14 protein-coding genes are annotated in these 18712 nt (G+C 69.0%); 6 read left to right on the top strand and 8 right to left on the bottom strand.

Annotated features, from left to right (window positions below; translation table 11 throughout):
- Positions 1-29 precede the first annotated feature (29 nt).
- Positions 30-1238, top strand: coding sequence for an endo-beta-N-acetylglucosaminidase H (locus RWO82_RS07860; protein WP_314425391.1), 1209 nt, complete (start codon positions 30-32; stop codon positions 1236-1238).
- 19 nt (positions 1239-1257) lie between these two features.
- Here RWO82_RS07860 and RWO82_RS07855 read toward each other — a convergent pair whose 3' ends face one another.
- From RWO82_RS07855 to RWO82_RS07840, 4 genes are read right to left on the bottom strand one after another with little or no spacing between them, the layout of a single operon-like run.
- Positions 1258-4503, bottom strand: coding sequence for a GH92 family glycosyl hydrolase (locus RWO82_RS07855; protein WP_314425387.1), 3246 nt, complete (start codon positions 4501-4503; stop codon positions 1258-1260).
- Positions 4500-5435, bottom strand: a complete 936-nt coding sequence (locus RWO82_RS07850) for a carbohydrate ABC transporter permease (RefSeq protein ID WP_314425385.1) — start codon at positions 5433-5435, stop codon at positions 4500-4502. Before RWO82_RS07850 ends, RWO82_RS07855 begins: the two co-directional genes overlap by 4 nt.
- Complete coding sequence (locus RWO82_RS07845; RefSeq protein ID WP_314425382.1) at positions 5432-6376, bottom strand: sugar ABC transporter permease; 945 nt, start codon at positions 6374-6376, stop codon at positions 5432-5434. The genes RWO82_RS07850 and RWO82_RS07845 overlap by 4 nt, the downstream gene beginning before the upstream one ends.
- Positions 6377-6378: 2 nt before the next feature.
- Positions 6379-7680: an extracellular solute-binding protein gene (locus RWO82_RS07840; RefSeq protein ID WP_314425380.1), complete on the bottom strand. Its 1302-nt coding sequence runs from the start codon at positions 7678-7680 to the stop codon at positions 6379-6381.
- A 210-nt stretch (positions 7681-7890) separates the two neighbouring features.
- On the opposite strand from RWO82_RS07840, the gene RWO82_RS07835 reads away from it, so the two are divergent.
- Positions 7891-9201 carry a glycosyl hydrolase gene (locus RWO82_RS07835; protein WP_314425377.1) on the top strand — a complete coding sequence of 437 codons (1311 nt, stop codon included), beginning with the start codon at positions 7891-7893 and terminating at the stop codon, positions 9199-9201.
- 68 nt (positions 9202-9269) lie between these two features.
- Here RWO82_RS07835 and RWO82_RS07830 read toward each other — a convergent pair whose 3' ends face one another.
- Positions 9270-10301: a LacI family DNA-binding transcriptional regulator gene (locus RWO82_RS07830; protein WP_314425374.1), complete on the bottom strand. Its 1032-nt coding sequence runs from the start codon at positions 10299-10301 to the stop codon at positions 9270-9272.
- A 173-nt stretch (positions 10302-10474) separates the two neighbouring features.
- Here RWO82_RS07830 and RWO82_RS07825 point away from each other — a divergent pair, with 173 nt between their 5' ends.
- Both RWO82_RS07825 and RWO82_RS07820 read left to right on the top strand, forming a co-directional pair.
- The gene (locus RWO82_RS07825) at positions 10475-13477 is read left to right on the top strand and encodes a glycoside hydrolase family 38 C-terminal domain-containing protein (RefSeq protein WP_314425372.1); all 3003 of its coding nucleotides are present in this window, start codon (positions 10475-10477) and stop codon (positions 13475-13477) included.
- A gap of 126 nt (positions 13478-13603) precedes the next feature.
- Positions 13604-14014 (top strand): hypothetical protein, encoded by a 411-nt coding sequence (locus RWO82_RS07820; RefSeq protein ID WP_314425370.1) that lies wholly within the window; start codon positions 13604-13606, stop codon positions 14012-14014.
- Here RWO82_RS07820 and RWO82_RS07815 read toward each other — a convergent pair whose 3' ends face one another.
- From RWO82_RS07815 to RWO82_RS07805, 3 genes are all read right to left on the bottom strand, one after another.
- A complete protein-coding gene (locus tag RWO82_RS07815; RefSeq protein ID WP_314425368.1) occupies positions 14015-14671 on the bottom strand; it encodes a hypothetical protein in 657 nt (218 codons plus the stop codon). It lies immediately after the preceding gene.
- Positions 14668-15159: a MarR family transcriptional regulator gene (locus RWO82_RS07810; protein WP_314425365.1), complete on the bottom strand. Its 492-nt coding sequence runs from the start codon at positions 15157-15159 to the stop codon at positions 14668-14670. The genes RWO82_RS07815 and RWO82_RS07810 overlap by 4 nt, the downstream gene beginning before the upstream one ends.
- A gap of 75 nt (positions 15160-15234) precedes the next feature.
- Positions 15235-15825 carry a hypothetical protein gene (locus tag RWO82_RS07805; RefSeq protein ID WP_314425363.1) on the bottom strand — a complete coding sequence of 197 codons (591 nt, stop codon included), beginning with the start codon at positions 15823-15825 and terminating at the stop codon, positions 15235-15237.
- 121 nt (positions 15826-15946) lie between these two features.
- Between RWO82_RS07805 and RWO82_RS07800 the strand changes: the two genes are divergently transcribed.
- Complete coding sequence (locus tag RWO82_RS07800) at positions 15947-17155, top strand: glycosyltransferase (RefSeq protein WP_314425361.1); 1209 nt, start codon at positions 15947-15949, stop codon at positions 17153-17155.
- A complete protein-coding gene (locus RWO82_RS07795; RefSeq protein ID WP_314425359.1) occupies positions 17152-18369 on the top strand; it encodes a glycosyltransferase in 1218 nt (405 codons plus the stop codon). Before RWO82_RS07800 ends, RWO82_RS07795 begins: the two co-directional genes overlap by 4 nt.
- The last annotated feature ends 343 nt before the right edge of the window (positions 18370-18712 follow it).

Below are 18712 nucleotides of genomic sequence, written 5' to 3'. Positions count from 1 at the left end.
GACAATGACGCCGAAGGAGACGATCGGTCATGAGTCAGAACGTCAGCAATCACCGCCTGCGAAGAGGTATCGCCGGCCTGGGAGTGCTCGCCGCCGCAGCAGCGAGCATCTTCGTCGGAGCGCCGGGGGCCGTCGCGGAGGATGCCGAGCCCGCGGACCCGAAGCTCGCGGTCTATGTCGAGGTCAACTCGAACGATTTAGTCAACGTGGCGGACTACACCCTCGCCGACAGCGGAGATGCCGCGATCGACATGGCGATGATCTTCGCGGCCAACATCAACTACGACGGCGAGAAGGCATACCTGCATTTCAACGAGCGCGTCACCGAGACGCTCGAGAACGCCGACACGCAGATCCGCCCGGTGCAGGCCAGGGGCACCAAGGTGCTGCTGTCGGTGCTCGGCAACCACCAGGGCGCCGGGTTCGCGAACTTCACGTCCTTCGCGCAGGCCGATGCGTTCGCAGCGCAGCTCGAAGACGCCGTGACGACCTATGGCCTCGACGGGATCGACTTCGACGACGAATGGACGAACTACGGAGCGAACGGCACGCCGCAGCCCAACGCCGAATCGTTCGGTTGGCTGGCCACGGCCCTGCGCGACCGGCTCGGCCCCGACAAGATCATCAGCCTGTACGCGATCGGTCCGAGCTACACGACGACCGACTTCACTCTGTTCGACGCCGACCGTGTGCTCGACTATGCGTGGAACCCGTACTACCCCACCTATGACGCCCCGACCGTGCCCGGGCTCGAGGACCGTACCCGCATCGGAGCCGCCGCGATCGACCTCTCCCAGACGAGCGCCGCGACTGCGGAGGACTTCGCCACCCGCACCGTCGCCGATGGCTACGGCGTCTACGTCGCCTACAACCTCACGGCGACCGACCAGTCGGCGTTCCTCTCCGGCATCACCCAGGCGCTGAAGGGCGAGGCCACGGTGTACCGCGCGGCGCCCGCGGACACGACGCCGCCGACCGTCACGGTCAAGGAGGGTGCTCGGTTCACCAAGGTCCGGGCGGACGGCGCATACCAGCGCGTCAGTTTCGCACTCCACGACGAGGGGCAGATCGACAGGGTCTACGTCAACGGTGTCCTCAAGGACCTCGTCGACGATGCCTGGAGCGACCTGAACTTCGTGAAGCCGGGCGTCTTCGGCGCGGTCGCGGGTGCGAACACGCTCCAGGTCGTGGACGTCGCGGGCAACACCACCGAGCTGACGTTCGTCCTGTCGAAGTGACCGGGCGAGCGCGAGATCGTCACCCGAGGTCGAAGACCTCGATCTGACGGATCGTGACCCCGGCCTCCGCCCGCACGCGGATCGCCGGGGTCACGACGCGCGACACCAGCGTGAACGGCGTGGTGCGATCGGCAGGGATGGCTGAGTCGTACGTGATCGACGCTTCGCACCAGTCGCCGCGCTCGTCGACGACCTCCCACTTCAGGGACGACGACAGCGCCCGGGCGCCCAGCGTCACGGTGACGTCGGTGAGCGCGCGGGGCGTGGCGAAACGCCATCCCACCCACTCGTCGGACGCGAGGGTCACGCCGCCGGACCCGCGAGGATCGCCGTCGTCGAACGCGCATCCGGGGTCGACGACGGATGCCGACGCGATCGCGTCACCGCTGTCGTCCGTCAGATCGCGGCGCCATTCCGCCACGTCGGGGCCGGGGGAGACGGCCGTCTCGAGAGCATCCGCGGGGTCTGTGCCGAAGGTGAGCTCGAGTTCCGCGTCGCCGATGAGCGCGCCCACCGGGAACTCGGCTCGAGCGAGCTCGATCCCGTCGAGTCGTGCGCTCTGCAGCACATGAGCCGAGGGATCGCTGCGCCGGGAGCGGATGCGGAGCGACGAGCCGTCGCCGCGATCGACGCGGATGTCGTCGAACAGAGGAGACCCGATCCGCAGCACTCCCGAAGCCAGCTCCAGCGGATAGAGTCCGAGCGCGGCCCACAGCCACCATGCGCTCATCTCGCCGTTGTCCTCGTCGCCGGGGAACCCCTGGCCGATGTGAGCGCCCGTGAAGAGGCGGCCGGCCAGCTCGTTCACGACTTCTGCCGCGTGCCACGGCCTGTCGGTGAAGGCGTACATGAAGGGGATGTGGTGCGCGGGCTGATTCGAGATCGCGCACATCCCCGAGCGCAGCGCCCGTGCCTCGCGCTGCTCGTGGATCACCGTGCCGTATGCGCCGCCGAAACGTTCGTCGGCCGTCTCGGGCTCGGCGAACAGGGCATCGAGATGCCGACCGAACGCATCCGTGCCGCCGTGCAGCGCCGCGAGCCCGTCTCCGTCGTGCACCGCGCCGACCGACATGCCCCAGGCGTTCGTCTCGACGTTGTCGCCGCCCCAGGTGCGGGGGTCGAAGTCCGCGGCGAAGGCGCCCGCGGTGTCTCTGCCGCGCAGGAACCCGGTGTCCGCGTCGAACAGCGTGCGGTACGACAGCGCCCGGTTGGCGAAGTAGCGAGCGAATGACCGGAAGCGGGCGGCGTCGTGCGCCGAGCCGGCATCGTCGGCGAGCTGAGCTGCGAATCTGCCCAGCGCCGCATCGCTCACGGCGTTCTCGATCGTCCAGCTCATGCCCTCGGGCACGTCGGACGAGATGTACCCGGTGAAGCGACCCCGAGCGATGCCCTTGCGACCGCGCAGCGCGTCGGGCCCGGGCTCGCAGGCGTTGCGCCAGCCGCTCTCGAAGGCCGTCACGCGGTCGAAGTCCACGCCCCAGCGGGCGGCATCCGCGAAGATCTGGTCGCTCGAGGTGCCGACCATGCTGTCGACATAGCCGGGCGCGCTCCATCTCGCCATCCACCCGCCGCGGCGATACTGCTCGAGCTGACCGTCGAGCAGCCTGCCCGTCAGAGCAGGGTCGAGCAGGGCCAGAGCCGGCCACTCCGTGCGATACGTGTCCCAATATCCGTTGTTCACGACGAGTTCGCCATCGACGAGAGGGGCACTCGTCGCGCGCTCGCCGAACGGCTCCCGCGCGGCGAAGACGTCGGCGAAGCGGGAGACTGCCGCGTCCGCGGTGCCCGCATCCTCGGCCGCGGTGTTGGGATACAGATGCATCCGATGCAGCGCTGCGGCGATCCGCGCACGGTGCTCGTCGTGGGCCAGGCGGCGGTAGGGCTCCTCCTCCGTGGCGAGGGGCGGGATGGTGACCCTCGCCAGCACCCGGTTCCAGGATGCTGCGGCATCCGCGCGCAGATCTTCGTAGGCGAGGTGTGCGGGAGCCTCGAGCTCGAGACTGCGCCGTGCCTGCTCCACCGACACGAACGACACCGCCACCCGCACCTCGAGCGTCCCGCGTCCCGCGATGTAGCCGGCGACTCGACCGCGGCCGTCGTCGTCGAGGGCACCGTGGGCAGGCGGCGCATCTCGCGCCTCGCTGCGACGCGCGACCCCCGCGAAGTAGCCGCGCGGGGCGTTGCCCCACTCCTCGGAGCCCTCGGGCATCCAGCCCTCGAACCCTCCGTCGTCGGTCCAGACCAGACGCCCGTCGCCGGTGGGCTGATCGATCACGAATCCGACGACAGCGTCGGCGTCGTCGTCGCGCACCCGGAACGCGGCTGTGTGCGAGGTCGCGGTCATCTCCGCGTGCAGACCGTCGCCCAGATCCACCGCGTACTCGTGGGGGCGTGCGTGCTCGGTGCCCGGAGTGATCCAGCGGCGCCGTGTCGCGCGCACCGACGTCGGGCGGCCCTCGAACGGCATGAGCTGAAGCACCGCGCGGTCGCCGATCCAGGGACTCGGCTGATGCGAGAACTGCAGCGCCTCGAGGCGTCGCCCCTGCGGGTCGTCGTGGATGCTGGGGCGATAGGGCCAGCGGGTGTCGGAGGCATCCGTCGCGGGCGTCACGAACGTGAAGCCATGCGGCACGGCCACAGCGGGAATCGTGTTGCCGCGCGAGAAGCGCGCTCCGGAGTGAGTGCCGCGGCGCGTGTCGACGCGGTCGACCGGAGCCTGCGCGTGGTCTGCGTCGACGGCGCGCCGATCTTCGACGAGCACCTGCACGAAGCCCGACACGCGGTGGGGGAGGTGAGCTGCGCCGCCCAGAGTGCCGGCGCCGAGCACCAGCTCGACTGTGCCCGAGTCGCCACCGTCGTCTCCCGCCGCGAGCGGGGCCAGCGACACCGTGTCGGCGTTCCACTGCTCCGGCATGCTCCAGCGCGCGGCGAACTGGGCATCCGCGGTGACCGGGAAGTCGTATCTGTCGCGCACCGCGGCGATGTCGCTCAGCCTCACTCCGTCGGCACGGCGCACGTCCACCGTGACCGCGAGTGCGGCGTGCGGAGCGAGCGTGGCCTCGGTGCCGTCGGCGTAGAACGCCCAGTGCAGCACCGTGTCCGGGGTGATGCGGATGTCGGCGAGTCCGGGGTGATCGATCCGCTGCTCGCCCGCCGAGGGATCGACCGAGAAGGCGAAGACAGGTGCCGCGAGCACTCCCGCGCGGGGGCGTGACGACGGAGGATCCACCGGCCCGTCGGCGGGCGTGAGATGCACGGTGCTCACCCCTTGATCGCGCCCTCCTGCACGCCCTTGAAGAAGAAGCGCTGCGTGAAGGAGAACATGATGACGATCGGCACGAGCGCGATCATGGTGCCCGCCGCGATGAGGCGCGGATCCACCGAGAAGCTGCTGTTCAGATACGCCATGCCCACCGTGAGCGTGTACTTCGCGGGGTCGGAGAGCACGATGAGCGGCCACAGGTAGTCGTCCCACGCGCCGATGAACGCGAAGATCGCGACCACCGAGACCATGCCGCGGATGTTGGGCCACACGATGTGGCGGATGCGCTGCCATGTCGTGGCGCCGTCGACGGTCGCGGCGTCGAGCACGTCCTTGGGGATCATGCGGCAGGCCGTGGCCACGAGCAGCACGTTCATGGCGCTGATGGCACCGGGCAGGAAGACGCCCCACAGGGTGTCGGCGAGTCCGAGCGCGCGGATCGTGAGGAAGTTGCTCGTCACCGTGACCTCGCCGGGGAACAGCAGGGTCGACAGCAGGATCGCCATGACGATCCACTTGCCGCGGAAGCGCATGCAGCCCAGGGCGTATCCGGCGAACGTGGCGAGCACGACGTTGCTGACCACCGTGCCCACCGAGACGAGCAGCGAATGCCAGGCGTAGAGGTAGACCGGCACGATGTCCGCCACGGTGGCGTAGTTCTGCAGTGTCGGTTCGCGGGGGATGAGGTTCGGCGGGAAGGAGTAGATGTTCTCCTGCGGACCCTTGAACGAGGTCGACAGCTGCCACAGGAACGGGCCGATCACGAGCACCAGCACGAGCAGCAGCAGGGCGTATCGGCCGATCAGGCCGCCGAGCGTGGGCTTGCTGAAGTCGCCGGAGCCACGGCGGCGGAAGATGCGTTCGCGCGTCGGGGGAGCGGTCTGCTCGACCGGCCGCAGCTCTTCGTCGACGCGGGGAGGGGTGAGCGTGCTCATGCGGAGACCTTCGCCTTCTTCTCGCGGTTCATGAACGCGATCGCGGCCAGGGGGACGAGCGTGAGCAGGAACAGGGCGACGCTGATCGCAGAGGCGTAGCCGATGTTGCCGTTGAGGCCGGAGCCGACCTGACGGATCAGCATCACGAGCGACATGTCGTAGCCGCCCGGCCCACCCGTGCTCTTGGAGAGCACGTCGAGTTCGGCGAACACCCTCATGGCCGAGACCGCGATGAGCACCGCGATCAGCAGCATCGCGCCGCGCACCGAGGGGATCGTCACCGAGAGGAAGCGCCGGAACGAGCCGGCCCCGTCGAGCATGGCGGCCTCATGCAGCTCCTTGCCGACGTTTCCGAGGGCGGCGAGGTAGACGACCATGTAGTAGCCCAGGCCCTTCCACACGGTCAATAGGATCGCGCAGCCGAGAAGCAGCCATCGATCGACGAGGAACGCCATCGGCTTGTCGACCAGACCGAGGAACTCGAGGGTCTGGTTGATGATGCCTCGGCTGTCGAACAACCACGTCCAGATGAGGGCGACCACGACCACCGAGGCGATGACCGGGAAGTAGAAGGTGGTGCGGAAGAACGCGATGCCCGGCAGCTTCTTCTGCACGAGCAGAGCCAGCAGCAGGGGGAGGATCGTGAGCAGCGGCACGCACACCACCACGTAGATGATGCAGGTGGTGAGGGCGTTCCAGAACATCTCGTCGCCGAGCATCCGCTCGTAGTTCGCGGCGCCGACGAACTCGGGGGTGCGCAGGGGCTTCGCGTCGGTGAAGCTCAGGAAGACGGTGTTGAGGAACGGCCAGAGCGCGAACACCAGCACCCAGATCACCGCGGGACCGAGGAGCAGCCACGGGGTGAACCACCGGTGCGAGGTGATGGCCTTCCTTCCGGATCGGCTCCCGCCACGGCTCCGGGTGCGGGTGTTCGCGCCCATGCTCACTGGTCCACGCGGTTCGCGTTGGCGTACTCGACGATCTTGTCGAGCTGCTCCTGGGCGTCGGCCTCGCCGTTGACGGCGAGCGCGATCTGCTGGGTCATGTACGTCGCCATGTCGGACGTCCACTGGAAGGGGATCGCCTTGGCGTCCTCCATCGCGGTGAACACGGTGTCGATCGCCGCGAGCTGCTTCTCATCCGTGATCGATGACGAGATGTTCTCGACCACGGTGTCGCCGCCGCCCGAGGTGCCCGGTGCCGTGCCGACCGCGAGCGACGAGAACGCGACCTGGTTGTCCTCGTTCGTCGCGAACTCGGCGAACGCGAGAGCGGCCTCCTTGTTGTCGGAGTCGGCCGAGACGTTGAGGCCCTGCACATAGAGCGGGGGGATGCCGAGGCGCTGCGTCGCGACGGTGCTCTCGAGCAGCGCCGGCGCGTCCTTCGCGAGGTCGGTCGTGAAGCCCGTGCCGCCGGTGGTGAAGGCGACCTTCTCCTGGATGTACGCCTCGGCGTTGCCGCCGTAGTCGCCGGTCAGCGCCTCGGCGGGCATCGCCCCGGCCGCGTAGGCATCCGCGTACTTGTCGATGATCGCCGCGGCCTCCGCGGTGTTGAAGTCGAACTCGCCCTCGTCGTTGATGACCTCCATGCCGGCCGACGTGAAGGTGTCGAGGGCGGGGATCGACGACAGCAACTGCACCTTGCCGCCGGACTCGGTCGCGACGTCCTTCGCGAGGGTGAGCAGTTCGTCGACGGTCGTGGGGAGGTTCTCCTCCGTGACGCCGAAGGGAGCGAGCTGGGCGAGGTTCCACCACGAGGCGTCGCTCGAGAGATACCACGGCAGACCGTAGGTGCCCTCGACCCCGGGGTACTGGCTGTAGGCGTCCCACGCTCCGGCGTTGTATCCCGACTTCAGCTCGGGATCGGCCGTCTCGAGGTCGACCAGCTTGCCTGCGGCGACGAGGGGATACGCGATGTCCGGCGGCAGGTTCAGCACGTCGGGCAGCGTGTCGGCGTTGGCCTGGCTCAGGATCTTCTCCTGGTAGCCGTCGCCCGGCTGGTCGAGCCACTCGACCGTGACATCGGGGTGCTCCTTCTCGAATGCGTCGATCAGGTCTTCGAAGTACGGCGTGAACTTCTCGTTCTTGAGCGACCAGGTCTGGAACTGGATGGTTCCGCTCAGCTCGCCGGAGGTGTCGATCGGACCGGCGGCACCCGAAGCGGTGCCGCCTCCCGTGCAGCCGGCGAGCGCCATGGCGCCGATCGTGAATGATGCCAGAGCGACAATGCGTGCGGGAACTTTCATCGTGCTTCTTCCTCGAGGCGGGCGATTGGCGGTGTCCGTTCGATGGACTACAGCGCTTTAGCAGATGAAACCATCGGATCCGGTCGCTGTCAAGGGTTCACCTCTCGCTCGCAATCGAATGGCGGCATCTCGGTTCACGACTTGTTGCTCAAGCGTTATAGTGATGCGACACGCCCTCGCCGGAGGGCTCTCTCGGAAAGGTCCGGACACATGACGCAGCGCCGCGCCCTCGATGCTCGCCTGAGATTCGGCGCGAACTACACGCCGTCGAAGGACTGGATGCACTCCTGGCTCGACTTCACCCCCGATGACGTCCGTCGTGACTTCGCCGCGCTCGCGGAGCTGGGGCTCGACCACGTCAGGGTCTTCCCGCTGTGGACGGTGCTGCAGCCCAACCGCACGCTCATCCGCACCAAGGCGATCGACGACGTGCGTGCCATGGTCGACATCGCCGCCGAATTCGACCTCGATGCCAGCGTCGACGTGATCCAGGGGCATCTGTCGAGCTTCGACTTCGTGCCCTCGTGGCTGTACACGTGGCACGACCGCAACATGTTCACGGATCCGAAGGCTCTCAGCGGGCAGGTCGCCCTCGTGCAGGCGCTGGCCGGGGGGCTGCGCGACGCTCCGAACTTCCTCGGGCTCACGCTGGGCAACGAGACCAACCAGTTCTCGGCGCACACCCACCCGTCGCCCTGGCCGGTCACGACCGACGAGGCGGGGCAGTGGATCGAGTCGCTGCTCGACGCGGCGGAGGGCGCGGCCCCGGGTCTGGCGCACGTCCACAGCGAGTACGACGCGGTCTGGTACATGGACGGGCACGGATTCACGCCGGCCCACGCCTCTCGTCTGGGCGAGATGACCACGATCCACTCGTGGATCTTCAACGGCACCGCGCAGCGCTACGGCGGCCGTTCGGTGGCGGCGGACCGCCACGCCGAATACCTCATCGAGCTGTCCCGCGCCTTCGCGACGGACCTCCACCGGCCCGTATGGCTGCAGGAGGTGGGAGCGCCGTCGAACTGCCTCGACGAGAGCGAGATGCCCGGGTTCCTCGAGGCGACCCTGCGCTCGGCCCTCCGCACCGAGAACCTGTGGGGCGTGACGTGGTGGTGCTCCCACGACGTGAGCCGGGAGCTCGGCGACTTCCCCGAGCTCGAGTACTCGCTCGGGCTGATCGATCAGAACGGTGCGGCGAAGCCTCTCGGGCGGCGCTTCGCCGAGCTGATCCCCGAACTGCGCGAGCGCGCCGCCCCGCCCGCGCGAGAGACGGCGATCGTCATCGAGGTCGACGAGCGCGAGGTGCCGCTGAGCCGCGCGGCGCTCAGCCCCGGCGGTGCGGTGTTCCAGGCCTGGGTCGACGCGTGCGAGGCCGGTGTGGACCCGGCATTCGTGACCTCGCTGACGGCTCTCGATCCTGCCGCACTCGCGGCCCGCGGCATCCGTCGCCTCATCCGTCCCGATCTGTCGATGAACACGGCCGACCCCTACGGATCCGTCAACACCGTCGTGACCGGGTGAGCGCGCCGATCGAGCGCTGCTGAGTGCGACGGTCGAGTGCGACCGCCGGATGCGGCGGAGAGCCGTGGTCAGGACGCCACCGCAGGCGGAGCCGTGCTCTCGCGTGCCGTGAGCGTGGGCGTGGGGCCCTGAGCGCTGGGCAGAGTGGCGCCCGCGATGATCTGCTGCAGCAGCAGTGTGGCGGCCTGCTCGCCGAGCTCGAACGTGTCGCGGGTCATCGCAGTGATCGACGGATTGATCAGACCCGCGATCACCGAGTCGTCGAACGAGGCGATCGAGACGTCGCGCGGCACCGCCCTGCCCATCTCCTGCGCGACGCGGAGACCCGCGACGGCCATCACGTCGTTGTCGTAGACGATCGCCGTCGGACGGAGCCGGCCCGAGAGCTGGGCGCGTGTGACGGCCGACGCCCTGGCCGGTGAGAAGTCGGTGGTGATCACTTCGCCCGCGACGCCGTCTGCGGCCATCCCACGGAGGACGTCGGCGCGCAGCCGCGTGTGCTCGAGCTCGGCTGGGCCCGCGATGTAGGCGATGCGGGTGTGGCCGAGCGCGGCGAGATAAGAGAAGAGCGTCTCCGCCACCTCGTCATCCGCGATCCAGACGCTCGGCACCGATCCCTCCGGAGAGGGGTGCGATCCGATCATGACGGCGCGCGCGTCGAGGGCGGTGATCCGATCGCTGCGGGGGTCGTCGTCACGAGGGTCGATGAGGATGATGCCGTCGACCTGGTTCGACGAGCGCCATTGCCGGTGCACCTCCATCTCTTCGGCGATGTCGGACACCAGTCGCAGCTGCAGGCTGACCTTGCTCTCCGACAGTCGCGATTCGATGCCGGCGATGAGGTCGGTGAAGAACGCCTCGGATCCGAGCGACCGGGCGGGGCGGGCGAGTGCGAAGCCCACCGTGTTCGCGCGGGCGCCGACCAGGGCGCGTGCCGCGGAGCTCGGCTGCCAGTGGTTCTCCTCGACGATCGCGAGGATCCGCTGTCGGGTCTCCTCGCTCACGCCGGGGCGGCCGTTGAGGGCGAATGAGACGGCTCCGGGCGACACTCCGGCCATCCGCGCGATGTCCGCGATCGTGACGCGTTTCCCCGAGCTCATGGGCCTCACCCTACTTGATCGGTTTAGCCGCTCGGAACCCGCGGAAGCGCCGTGATGACGAAATGCCGACGTCTCACTAGATCGCTTTAGTAAATCCGATAGCATTGTCCGAATTCGCCCCCACCCCGGACGCGAGTCACGCCCCACTCACCGCCGAGCCCGGAGAATCCCCCATGCATGACGACACCTCGCTCACGATCGGCCGCGTCAAGCGGGTGCTCGACGAGCGCATCCGCCCCGCCGTCCACTCCGCCGCCGTGCCGCTCACGATCGAGGTGAACGAGCTGCCCGGCGAGCCGATCAGTCCTGCCGACGGACTCGCTCTCGACTTCGCCCCCGCGTCGGTGCCGAGCATGTGGGGTCCGGCCTGGTCGACGACCTGGTTCAAGATCACCGGTCGCGTGCCCGCCGAGTGGGCCGGCCGACGCGTCGAGGCCGTCATCGACCTCGGATTCGACATCAACATGCCCGGATTCCAGTGCGAGGCGCTCGTCTATCGGCCCGATGGCACGCCGGTCAAGAGCATCAACCCGCGCAACCAGTGGCTGCCCATCGCCGACTCGGCGCACGGCGACGAGCCCGTCGAGCTCTACCTCGAGGCGGCCGCCAACCCGGTGCTGCTCGACTACCACCCCTTCCTGCCCACGCAGGAGGGCGACATCCGCACCTCCTCGCGCGAACCGCTCTACCGCACCCGCCGCATCGATCTCGCCGTGTTCGAGCAGGAGGTGTTCGAGCTCTCCCTCGACATCGAGGTGCTGTTCGAGCTGCAGGCGGAGCTGCCCGCCACCTCGCCCCGACGCATGCAGATCCTCCAGGCCCTGGACGACGCCCTCGACGTGCTCGATCTGCAGCGCATCGTGCAGACGGCACCTGACGCCCGCGCTCGCCTGGCAGACGTGCTCGCCGCACCTGCCGAGTCGAGCGCCCATCGCATCTCGGCGATCGGCCACGCGCACATCGACTCCGCCTGGCTGTGGCCGGTGCGCGAGACGATCCGCAAGGTCGCCCGTACGACCTCGTCGATGACCACGCTGATCGAGGAGCAGCCCGACTTCCTCTACGGCATGTCGAGCGCACAGCAGTATGCGTGGCTCAAGGAGCACCGGCCCGAGGTCTACACCCGGGTCAAGGCCGCCGTCGCCGAGGGGCGCTTCCTGCCGCTCGGCGGCATGTGGGTCGAGTCCGACACCGTCATGCCGACGGGCGAGTCGCTCGTGCGCCAGTTCTCCTACGGGCAGCGATTCTTCGAACGCGAGTTCGGCATCCGCTCGAAGGGCGTCTGGCTGCCCGACAGCTTCGGCTACTCGCCGGCGCTGCCGCAGCTCATGCGTCGCGCCGGGTTCGAGTGGTTCTTCACGCAGAAGATCTCGTGGAACCAGCAGAACGTCTTCCCCCACCACACGTTCCTCTGGGAGGGCATCGACGGCTCGCAGGTGTTCACGCACTTCCCGTCGATGGACACCTACAACTCCCAGCTCAGCGGCATGGAGGTCGCCAAGGCCTCGCGGCAGTTCAAGGAGAACCGCGTGACCTCGCGCTCGATCGCGCCGGTCGGCTGGGGTGACGGCGGCGGCGGAACCACGCGCGAGATGACCGGCAAGGCGAAGCGTCTCGAGAACCTCGAGGGCAGCGCCCGGGTCGTGTGGGAGCACCCCGACACGTTCTTCGACGCGGCGCGCGCCGAGCTGCCGACCCCGGCCGTGTGGGTCGGCGAGCTCTATCTCGAGCTGCACCGCGGCACTCTCACGAGCCAGCACGCCACCAAGGCGCTGCACCGCTGGGCCGAGCACGCGCTCGTCGAGGCCGAGCTCTGGGCGGCGACGGATGCCGTGCGCACGGGCGCCGCGTATCCGCAGGCCGAGTTCGACAGGCTGTGGGAGACCGTGCTGCTGCACGAGTTCCACGACATCCTGCCGGGCACGTCGATCGCGTGGGTGCATCGTGAAGCCGTCGAGGTGCTCTCGAACGTGCTGTCGGACGCCCGGGACATCGCGGAGGCCGCGCGGCGCTCGCTCGCGGGCGATGGCGACCGTGAACTGCTGTTCGTGCCGACGTCCGTCGGTGTCGGCGGCGGTGCACGCGCGCTCGGAGCGAGCTTCGTCGAGGCGCCCGGCCCGGCATCCGTCATGCTCTCCGGCGAAGACGGAGGGTGGCGCCTCGAGAACGAGCTCGTCTCGGTGCTGATCTCGGCCGAGGGGCTCATCGTCTCGGCGGTCGACAAGGCGACCGGGCGCGAGGCGGTGGCCGAGGGGCGCGCCGCGAACCTGTTCCAGCTGCACCAGGACTTCCCGAACATGTGGGACGCGTGGGACATCGACAAGTACTACCGCAACAGGGTCGACGACCTCACCGCGGTCGACTCGATCTCGGCGTCCGTCGTCGACGGAGTCGCGTCGGTCGTCGTGACCCGGGCGTTCTCGGAGTCGACGATCGAGCAGACGATCACCCTCGCACCCGGCGAGCGCACCGTGATGCTGCGCAACGACGTCGACTGGCATGAGACCGAGAAGCTGCTCAAGCTCGCGTTCCCGCTCGACGTGCAGGCGACGCACACCGAGGCCGAGACGCAGTTCGGCTACCAGTCGCGTGTGACGCACACCAACACCAGCTGGGAGGCGGCGAAGTTCGAGACCTCGATGCACCGGTTCGTGCTGGTGCGCGAGCAGGACTTCGGCGTCGCGCTCGTGAACGACTCGATCTACGGCTACGACACGTCGCGCGAGGTGTCGGACGATGCCGTCACGACCACAGTGCGACTCTCGCTGCTGCGCGCGCCGCGCTTCCCCGACCCCGACACCGATCACGGCCACCACCGGATCGAGATCGGCTTCGTGATCGGCGCGGATGCGGAGATCGCGACCGCCGAGGGCATCCGGCTCAACTCGCTGTCGACGGTGGTGCGCGGCGCTCAGGAGGTCGCTCCGCTCGTGACCGTCGAGGGCGAGGGCATCGTCGTGTCGGGGGTCAAGCTCGCCGACGACGGTTCGGGAGACGTGATCGTGCGCCTCTATGAGGCTCTCGGACGCCGTGCGACCGGCTCGCTGTCCGCCGACTTCGAGCACCGGGAGATCCGGGAGGTGTCGCTGATCGAGGACGCGCTCGACGACGGGCGCGTGGGTGGGGATCTGCGGCTGCGGCCGTTCGAGGTGCGCACGCTGCGCATCGCGCGCTGACGGCGTTCGCGATACCGACCGACGGCCTGAGCTGCCGTCGCCGCGCGGGTGAGGATGAGCGCGGCGGCGGCGAGCAGGGCGGCATCGGCATTGTGGCGGGCCGCCCCAGGGGAGGACGATGGGCGGATGGCGACAGTCGATGACGTTCGAGAGATCGCTCGCGCGCTTCCCGGCGTGACAGAGCGAGTCGGTGGTCACACGGGCGAGCCCTCCTGGGCGCTGCCGAGCGGTCAGATCGCCTGGGTCCGTGGGCCCAGCAAAGTCGATCTGCGCCAGCTCGCGGATCTCGGACTCGTGTGGCCCGAGGGTCCCGTGCTGGGCGTGCGAGTCGCGAGCCTCGAAGAGAAGGCGGCTCTGCTGGCGGCAGAACCCGAGGGACTGTTCTCGATTCCGCACTTCGACGGATACCCGGGCCTGCTGGTGCAGCTCGACGCGGTGGACCGCGACCGGCTGGCCGAGATCATCGCGGATGCGTGGCTCGTGAGGGCTCCGGTCCTCGTCGCGAAGCAGTGGCTCGCGGAGCGCGGGCTGGACTGATCAGGGCGCCGTCAGGAACGGTCGTGCGGCATCGAGGAAGGCCCGAGGGTCGTCGGCCCACAGCCGGATGCGGTCGACCTGATGCGTCCCGCCCTTCGGTGCGAGTCCCGGGAGCCGGATCGCGACGAAACGCTCGAGCTCGATCTCGATGTTGGTCTCGTCCTGCATCCGCTCGGCGTATTCGGATTCGGTGACTCGCGGTCGCTTCGGCTCGTCGACCCGGCGATCGATCGCGATGGATGCGATGTCGTCCCAGTCGATCGGCACGTCGACCTCGAGCCCGCTGCGCACGCGCACGCCCTCGGGGGCGACGGAATGCGGGCGCATGATCATCGCGCACAGGAGTCCGACCATCCAGGTGACGCCCCAGATTCCGAGCACGAGCAGGGTGATGCGCGCGACCGGCCACGGGTGCACGATCAGGTCGAGGATCGGGATCTCGAGAGCGGAGAGGCCGATGAAGATGAACAGCACCGTGAGCACGGGGCGGTGATAGCCGATCCCCGTTCCTCCGTGCGGGATCGCGGGGCGCCGGGCGATCGCGCGCGCGATGCTCGAGTAGACGCGGAGCTCGGCGATCCAGGCGCGATGGAGGAAGTTGAGGATGCGCGCGATCGGTGTCGGTCTCGGAGCGGTCGTCTGCAGCTGGGCAGTCATGGCGCACCCTCGGAGGTGCTGGTCGCGCGGGTGTCCTCCGGAGAGGGGGCGGAGCTTGCCGCGGTGGTCACGAGGTGCTCGAGGTGTGCGGCGACGGCCGACAGGCCTCGCTCGACGGCCGCGCGGTCTGCCGGGGCGATCGCCGACAGCAGAGTCTCGTTGAGCTGCGCGTGCTCCTCCTGCATCCGCGCCATCGTCTCGGTGGCGGTGTCGGTCAGCTCGACCAGAACCGCGCGTCGATCGGTCGGGTGCGGGGTGCGGCGTACATGCCCCGACTTCTCGAGCGCATCGACCAGCCCGGTGATGTTGCGGGGGGTGACCTCGCAGAGCTGCGCCAGAGCCTGCTGCGTCGACGGCCCGGCGTGCTGGAGCACCCAGAGCAGGTGCACGCGGGCTGTCGTGAGACCGGTGCCGTCGAAGGCGCGGGCCATGTCCCTCTGGAAGAGGTCTGCGATCAGCAGCAGGCGGTCGACGAAGAGCGGCTCCATGTTTGTGAGGGTACTACATTGTTACCCGTGTTCACTAGTTTGTCGCCGAGCCGTTCGGCGGCGACGCTCGGATCATCACGCGGGTCCGAGCCTCAGCACCTCAGGCGACTCGCCGCCCGCGATCTCGTCGACGACGCGGATGCTGCGGGCCAGATCGTCGAGCGCGCCGTCGAGCGTGCCGAAGCGTTCGCGATCGCTGCACATCGCGGTCAACGTCACGAGGTGCGTGCCGGTGTCCCACGTATAGGTCGCGAAGGGAGGCGACGCAGGCGACGGCGGCATCGGCACCACGAGCTTCTCTCCCGTGCCCAGCCAACGGCTCGAGAACGACTGAGTGTCGTCATAGTCCATCGGCATCGACGCCCGCGCGATGCGCACTTCCGGCGTGAGCGCCTGCACGGTCGCCATCGCGACGACCAGCTCCGGATCCGCCTTCCAGGTCCACACGAGCACGCGACCGTCCGCCCGGCGCATCAGCATCGGCGCCGCCTGGCTCATCGCCCACGCTCCGAGCTTCGATCCGGGGCGCTCCGTCGCGCCGATCGCCGAGTTCACCTGGCCCAACAGCATCCGGATCGCCGCCTTGCGATGCCTGCGGCCCTTCCATCCGAGCGAATCCGTCACGGGGATCCACAGCTGCGGGTCGGCGTCGGCAGTCAGTCGCATGACCCCAACGCTAGAGGGTGAGGCTGGGCGATGGCGGTATGCCTCGACGGGCCGCTCAGGGCGCTCCGGTAGAGTGGCGAGCGCCCGATCGGGCTCCTTGGCCGCCGTAACGTAAGGCAGAATGTCTACCTCCGATTCGACGAGCGCTCCCGACACCGGGCCGCGACCGCTGCGCATCCTGATCGGGTGCGACACCTTCGCCCCTGACATCAACGGGGCCGCACGCTTCGCCGAGCGTCTCGCGGCAGGGCTCGTGCAGCGCGGACACGACGTGCACGTCGTCGCTCCGAACCTCGCGTACAGGCGCACACCCGCGCGCGCCGAGGTGATCGAGGGCGAGCCGATGACGTTGCACCGGCTGCCGTCGGTGCGCTGGGCTCCGCATGACTGGCTGCGCTTCGTGTGGCCGTGGCGCGTGAAGCACTACGCCCGCAAGATCCTCGACAGCGTGCAGCCCGACGTCGTGCACATCCAGTCGCACATCGTGATCGGCCGTGGCCTCGCCCGCATCGCGCGAGAGCGCGGCATCCCCGTGATCGCCACGAACCACGTGATGGCCGAGAACATCCTCGATCACACCACCATGCCGAAGTTCATCGACGACCTGGTGCTGCGGTGGGCGTGGGGCGATGCGAAGCGCACGTTCGCGTTGACCCGCGCCATCACGACCCCCACGCGTCGGGCCGCCGACTTCCTCGAGCGCACCGTGCAGGTCGCCGGAGTGATCCCGGTCAGCTGCGGCATCGACCGCAGCCAGTACACGCCGGTGATCGCTCCGCGTGACGAGAACCGCATCATCTTCGTCGGGCGTCTGACCGCAGAGAAGCAGGTCGAGGTGATCCTCGAGGCCATGACGAAGCTCGACCCGGCGCTCGCCGCGACCTTCGACATCGTCGGCGGCGGAGACCAGCGCAAGCAGCTCGAGAGCCTCGCCAACCAACTCGGTCTCGCCGACCGTGTGACCTTCCACGGCCGCACGAGCGATGAGGAACTGCGGGCGCTGCTGTCGCGCGCCTCGGTGTTCACGATCGCCTCGATCGCCGAGCTGCAGTCGATCGCGACCATGGAGGCCATGGCCTCGGCTCTGCCGATCGTGGCTGCGGATGCCGTGGCGCTTCCGCATCTCGTGCACGACGGCGAGAACGGCTACCTGTTCGAGCCGGGCAATGCGGATGCGCTCGCGGCACGACTCACCGATGTGCTCACCGCGTCACCCGGCGAGTACGCGCGCATGCAGCAGGCTTCGCTCGACGGCGTCGCGATCCACGACATCAACCGCACGCTCGACACGTTCGAGGCGCTCTACCGCGACGAGCCCCTGCCCGAGTGACGGGACGCGTCATGCACATCGTCTTCTTCGGCGATCAGCACCTCGACTCCCTCGGCGGAGCGCAGGTGTCGATGCGGCTGCAGCGCGAGTTCCTCGAGCGGGCAGGGCACACGGTCACGGTCGTCGCACCGCGGATGCACGGGTCTCGCGCTTCGGCGCCGAACACCGGCGACGTCGACCTGCCGTCGATTCCGATCACGATGGACCGCGAGTATTCGATGAGCTGGCCCGGCCGCGCGACCGACCGGTTCCTCGACCGGGCGATGGTGCACCGTCCGCGAGTCGACCTCGTGCACGTGCAGGCCGATTTCTGGGGCGCCCTCATCGGCCACAGGTTCGCCGCTCGGCATGGCCTCCCGGTGGTCCACACGATGCACAACCGGGTGGATGTCGGCATCGCCGCGGTCACGCCGCTGCACCGACCGGCGCTGTCGGTGCTCAACGCGTGGCGTCGGTCGGCGCTGCGGTCGCTCGGAGAGCCCGTGCCGGGGAGCGACGGATGGGCGTATCTGCGCGGCATCGCGGTCGGCGCCTCTGCGGTGACCGCCCCGTCGACGCACTTCGCTCGTCGGCTCGAAGAGAACGGGGTGTTCTCGCCGGTCGACGTCGTGTGGAACGGCATCGACGACGGCATCCGCGAGCAGACCATCGCCGCAGCTCCCGCGCATCGCGAGCCGGGACGCCCACGGTTCGTGTGGTTGGGACGCATGAGCCCCGAGAAACGACTGCTGCCCTTCCTCGAGGCGTTCGTCGAGTCAGGCGTCGACGCCGAGCTCGAGATCATCGGCGGCGGGGCGCAACGCGCGGCTGCCGAGAAGATCGTCGCCGGCACGCCGCATGTGCGCTTCGCGGGCAAGCTCACATACGCGCAGACCCTGGCGCGCATCGCGGCGGCCGATGCGCTCGTGCAGACCTCGATCGGCTTCGAGACCCAGGGGATGACACCCTTCGAGGCGGCGACCCTGGGCACGCCGTCGGTGATCAGCGATCCCGACATCGCGGCCGAACTGGGCGGCGGGCTCTGGGCCGTTCCCGGAGCCGCGGGCACCGAGGCCCAGCGTCGCGCCGGTCTTGTCGAGACGCTGCGCCGCGCGGCATCCGACATCGCGGCGGGCGATGCTCCGGTGCCGGTGCGTACGGTGTCCGAGGCGTTCCGCCAGTCGTCGCGCACGGCCGCGATGATCGAGGTCTACGAGCGGGTGCTCGCGAACTGAGACGCCGGGTGCCGCGGTGCGGTGTGGTGTGTGTGGTGTGGTGTGGGCGGTGTGTGTGCGGGTGCGTCTACGTCTGGCTCGGTTGGCGCCTCGTGTCGGAATCCAGGTGGGTTGGCGACGACGGGTGCCAGCTGAGCGTCGGGGTGTGGCGCGGGGTTGGCGCCTCGTGTCGCAATCTGGGTGGGATGGCGACGACGGGTGCCAGCTGAGTTTGCGGGCGTGGCGGCGTCTGGCTCGGGTGGCGCCTCGTGTCGGAATCCAGGTGGGTTGGCGACGACGGGTGCCAGCTGAGCGTCGGGGTGTGGCGCGGGGTTGGCGCCTCGTGTCGCAATCTGGGTGGGAT

The organism is uncultured Microbacterium sp., from assembly GCF_963521645.1.
Taxonomy (GTDB): Bacteria; Actinomycetota; Actinomycetes; order Actinomycetales; family Microbacteriaceae; genus Microbacterium.
This window is presented reverse-complemented; position numbering and strand designations above follow the sequence as displayed.

Excerpts from the sequence above, each read along its gene's own strand:
- RWO82_RS07820 (WP_314425370.1), top strand. The coding sequence starts at position 13,604 with ATGGCGACAGTCGATGACGTTCGAGAGATCGCTCGCGCGCTTCCCGGC.
- RWO82_RS07835 (WP_314425377.1), top strand. The coding sequence starts at position 7,891 with ATGACGCAGCGCCGCGCCCTCGATGCTCGCCTGAGATTCGGCGCGAAC.
- RWO82_RS07800 (WP_314425361.1), top strand. The coding sequence starts at position 15,947 with ATGTCTACCTCCGATTCGACGAGCGCTCCCGACACCGGGCCGCGACCG.
- RWO82_RS07860 (WP_314425391.1), top strand. The coding sequence starts at position 30 with ATGAGTCAGAACGTCAGCAATCACCGCCTGCGAAGAGGTATCGCCGGC.
- RWO82_RS07825 (WP_314425372.1), top strand. The coding sequence starts at position 10,475 with ATGCATGACGACACCTCGCTCACGATCGGCCGCGTCAAGCGGGTGCTC.
- RWO82_RS07810 (WP_314425365.1), bottom strand. The coding sequence starts at position 15,159 with ATGGAGCCGCTCTTCGTCGACCGCCTGCTGCTGATCGCAGACCTCTTC.
- RWO82_RS07805 (WP_314425363.1), bottom strand. The coding sequence starts at position 15,825 with ATGCGACTGACTGCCGACGCCGACCCGCAGCTGTGGATCCCCGTGACG.
- RWO82_RS07850 (WP_314425385.1), bottom strand. The coding sequence starts at position 5,435 with ATGAGCACGCTCACCCCTCCCCGCGTCGACGAAGAGCTGCGGCCGGTC.
- RWO82_RS07815 (WP_314425368.1), bottom strand. The coding sequence starts at position 14,671 with ATGACTGCCCAGCTGCAGACGACCGCTCCGAGACCGACACCGATCGCG.
- RWO82_RS07840 (WP_314425380.1), bottom strand. The coding sequence starts at position 7,680 with ATGAAAGTTCCCGCACGCATTGTCGCTCTGGCATCATTCACGATCGGC.
- RWO82_RS07845 (WP_314425382.1), bottom strand. The coding sequence starts at position 6,376 with ATGGGCGCGAACACCCGCACCCGGAGCCGTGGCGGGAGCCGATCCGGA.
- RWO82_RS07830 (WP_314425374.1), bottom strand. The coding sequence starts at position 10,301 with ATGAGCTCGGGGAAACGCGTCACGATCGCGGACATCGCGCGGATGGCC.